Raw genomic sequence first — 4,073 nt, forward strand, 5'->3', positions numbered from 1 at the left:
CGCGTGAGCCGTTCGTCCGCGCTGGCTTCCAAGGCCACGGGTTTCCCCATTGCCAAGGCCGCCGCGCGCCTGGCTGTGGGCTACACGCTCGACGAGATCGTCAACGACATCACCAAGGCTACGCCCGCCTGCTTTGAGCCCACGATTGACTACTGCGTTGTCAAGGTGCCGCGCTTTGCCTTCGAGAAGTTCAAGGGTACCGACCCCACGCTCACCACGCGCATGAAGGCCGTGGGCGAGATCATGGCGATCGGCCGCACCTTTGAGGAGGCCTTTGGCAAGGCTATGCGCTCGCTGGAGGATGGTCACCAGGGCATTTGCGCCGGTGGCAAGGAAGGTGCCGATAAGCTGAGCGACGACGAGCTTGCTCAGGCCGTGGCAACCCCGACCGAGCATCGCATCTTCTTTGTGGTCGAGGCCCTGCGCCGTGGCTGGGACATCGTTCGCATCCATGCCATCTGCGGTATCGATCCGTGGTACCTCAACCGTATCAACGATATGGTGCAGGTCCAGGAGAGCATCCGCGGCCTGCGTGTGGAGGATATCGACGCCGACGCGATGCGCCTGCTCAAGCAGTACGGCACGAGCGACGCCGAGATCGCCGCGCTGACCGGCTCGGACGAGCGCTTTGTGCGCGCCTATCGCAAGGGTCTGGGCGTGGTTCCCAGCATGAAGACGGTCGATACCTGCGCGGCCGAGTTCTCGAGCGCCACGGAGTACCATTACAAGACGTACGAGAACATCTACCGCACGAGTCCGGATGCTAAGAAGTGCGTAGCTCCCGACGAGACCACGCCGGCGGACAAGCCCAAGGCGATGATCCTGGGTGCCGGCCCCAACCGCATTGGCCAGGGTATCGAGTTCGATTACTGCTGCGTGCACGCGAGCTACGCGCTGGCGGCCCGCGGCTTTGAGACCATCATGGTCAACTGCAATCCCGAGACCGTTTCGACCGACTACGACACGTCCGACCGCCTTTACTTTGAGCCGCTCACCTACGAGGACGTCATGGATGTCATCGACGTTGAGCGACCCGACGGCGTCGTGGTGACGCTCGGCGGCCAGACCCCGCTTAAGCTGGCGCGCATGCTCGAGGAGAGCAGCGTGAACATCATGGGTACCAAGCCCGATGCCATCGACTTTGCCGAGGACCGCGAGCGCTTTGCCGCCCTGCTCGACAAGCTGGGCATCATGTACCCGCCGGCGGGTCAGGCCACCTCGTTTGAGGAGGCCGAGGCCGTTGCCGCACACATTGGCTACCCGCTGCTGGTACGTCCGAGCTACGTGCTGGGCGGCCGCGGCATGATGATCGCCTACGATGCCGAGCACCTGCGCGATTACATGGCCGAGGCCGCGCGCATTAGCCCCGACTACCCGGTGTATCTGGACCGCTTCCTGGAGGGTGCGATCGAGTCCGATGTCGACGCCCTGTGCGATGGCGAAGAGGTCTACATCGGCGGCATTCTGGAGCATATCGAGGAGGCCGGTATTCACTCCGGCGACTCCGCGACCTGTATCCCGCCGTTTAGCTTTAGCGAGAGCCTGCAGGCAAAGCTTCGCGAGACCACGCGCCGCATCGCGATGGCGCTGGGCGTACGCGGCCTGGTCAACGTACAGTACGCCATCAAGGGCGAGACCGTTTACGTGATCGAGGCCAATCCGCGCGCAAGCCGTACCGTGCCGTTTATCTCCAAGGCCACCGGTGTGCCGCTCGCCAAGTGTGCCGCACGTATCATGGCGGGCGATTCCATCGCGAGCTTGGGCCTGCCGAGCGACGAGCGTCAGCTCGATTGGTTCTGCATGAAGGAAGCCGTTATGCCCTGGGGTCGTTTCCCCGGTGCTGACGTTATCCTGGGGCCCGAGATGAAGTCGACGGGCGAGGTCATGGGTATCGCCAAGAGCTATCCCGAGGCATACGCCAAGACGCAGCTGGCAATTGACTACAAGCTGCCCGACCCGAGCGCCGGCAAGGTGTTCATCAGCGTGTGCGACCGCGACAAGCGTCATATCCTTTCGGTCGCTCGCATCCTGCGCTACCTGGGCTTTGATATCTGCTCCACCGAGGGTACGGCGCGCGTTCTGCGTGGAGGCAACGTGACGTGCGAGGTCGTGGAGAAGATTAGCGGCCCGCACGACGGCGAGCGTCCCAACATCGGCGACCTCATCGCCGATGGCAAGATTGCGGTAATCATCAACACGCCGTACGGCCCGGGTTCGCGTGGTGACGGCTATCTGTTGCGTACCGAGGCGGTGCGCCGCGGCGTGACCTGCGTGACCGCGATGTCTGCCGCCAACACGTACGTGAGTGCCATCGAGGCGGTGCGCGAGGACCAGCAGGGTCACGGCAGCGCCAACGACATGGGCATGGACGTCATCGCCCTGCAGGACCTGCCGCAGCACACGGTGTAGTGTGACCTGTCCGGCCGGGACGGAGGGGGCCGAGTTTCCCCTTCGCTCCGGCTGCAAGCAGAGTCGCTCAGGAGGAAACTCGGCCCCTCCCGCCCCGACGCACTGTGTCTAGACGGATTGCACCCCCCTGTTTTTAGAGATAAATACCATTTAGCGGTGATATTCAACCGTTCAAGATATTATGTAATGGCATATTACGTCATATGACGTAATATGCCATTGGCAGTCAAGGATGATTGTCTGTGTTCAAGTCGAGAAAGGGGCAAAATGATTAAACTGTGTCGCGTCGATAGCCGGTTAGTGCATGGGCAGACCGTGTTCTCTTGGTATCCAACGCTTGAAGCAAACGCTATTCTTGTGGTTTCAGATGAGTACGCCGCAAGCAAAGAGCGAATTCAAGCGCTGCGAATTGCAAAACCCGCTGATGCCAAATTGGTTGTCAAAAGTGTAGAAGATTCCATCGTGGCCCTTAACGGAAGCGCGGTGGATAAATACGAGCTAATTGTTGTTGCGGGAAATGTACATGACGCCTGTGAAGTTGCGCGTGCGTGTCCAAAAATAACGTCTGTGAATTTAGGCGGCGCTCGACCGTTGGGGGATAGCGTAAAGGAGCTTGGCCCTGCTGTGCGCCTTTCCCAATCCGATATTAATGAAATTAAGAAAGCCATGGCTGATGGAATCGAGTTCGAGGTAAGGCAGGTTGCTAGCGAGAAAAAACGCATCGTAACAAGTTTTGATTTGTAGGAAGAGGGAGAAATATGCTGCTTCAGGCTTTTCTGGTTGGTCTTGCCGCTGCGATAGGTCAATCGGATTATTTACTCGGTACTGCGATGGTCGAGCGGCCGATTGTCCTCGGAGCGATTGTCGGTATTTTTTTGGGTGATATTCCGACTGGCGTTATTGTTGGTTTCCAGCTCGAACTCGCGTTCATGGGGGTCTGGCAGGTTGGTGCTGCCGTGCCGCCCAACGTAATTGTTGGTTCAGTTTTGGGAACAGCCTTTGCGATTACTATGGGTGCGGGTCCCGAGACCGCTCTGACTATTGCTATGCCCACTGCGGTGCTTGCCGGCATGTTTGACAGCCTTATGTATAGCGTTGTTACGCCTCCTATGGCTGTCTGGGCTGATCGTGGCGCCGAAAAAGACGACCCCAAAACGATTGCAGCCGCTATGTGGACCAATGGAATTCTCTACATCATTGCGCTTGGCTTGATTTGCGGCGTGGCTTTTTACGTTGGAAATGATGCTGTTCAGGCACTGATTGACGCCATTCCTGATTGGCTTACGAATGGGCTTACGATCGCAACGGGTATTCTGCCCGCGCTTGGATTTGCGCAGCTTATGTCAATCCTGTCCACCAAGGAGCTGAGCTTCCTATTCTTTGGAGGCTTCTTGCTGAGTGCCTATCTAAACATTCCGACGATCGGTATCGTGGCGTTTTCGCTGATCCTGATTGGGATTCTCAATATGGCTCACATTTTTATGCCTGCCAGTGCGGCGGTCGCTAAGGAGGTTGACGATGACAACGAATTCTAATGATGTTCTTGAGCTCTCGCCGGAGTCAAATAAATCGACCGATAAGAGAATATGTTAGCGCCGGGCGATTTTAGCCGCTAATAGTCAAACGATTTTGACCAATCCCGGTCACCGAATAATGGCCACCGT

3 protein-coding genes are annotated in these 4,073 nt (G+C 58.2%); all 3 read left to right on the forward strand.

The genetic code is table 11. The features are described 5' to 3' along the window. On the forward strand, positions 1-2,409 hold a 2,409-nt coding region (carB, locus tag AB5405_RS09540), incomplete at its 5' end, for a carbamoyl-phosphate synthase large subunit (protein ID WP_368138319.1). 267 nt (positions 2,410-2,676) lie between these two features. Continuing rightward, on the forward strand, positions 2,677-3,153 hold the full coding sequence (locus AB5405_RS09545; RefSeq protein ID WP_006235818.1) for a PTS sugar transporter subunit IIB: 477 nt from the start codon (positions 2,677-2,679) through the stop codon (positions 3,151-3,153). 14 nt (positions 3,154-3,167) lie between these two features. Beyond that, positions 3,168-3,944: a PTS mannose/fructose/sorbose/N-acetylgalactosamine transporter subunit IIC gene (locus tag AB5405_RS09550; RefSeq protein WP_006235817.1), complete on the forward strand. Its 777-nt coding sequence runs from the start codon at positions 3,168-3,170 to the stop codon at positions 3,942-3,944. Positions 3,945-4,073: the final 129 nt, after the last annotated feature.

This window comes from Collinsella aerofaciens (assembly GCF_040920445.1).
Lineage (GTDB): Bacteria > Actinomycetota > Coriobacteriia > Coriobacteriales > Coriobacteriaceae > Collinsella > Collinsella aerofaciens_BH.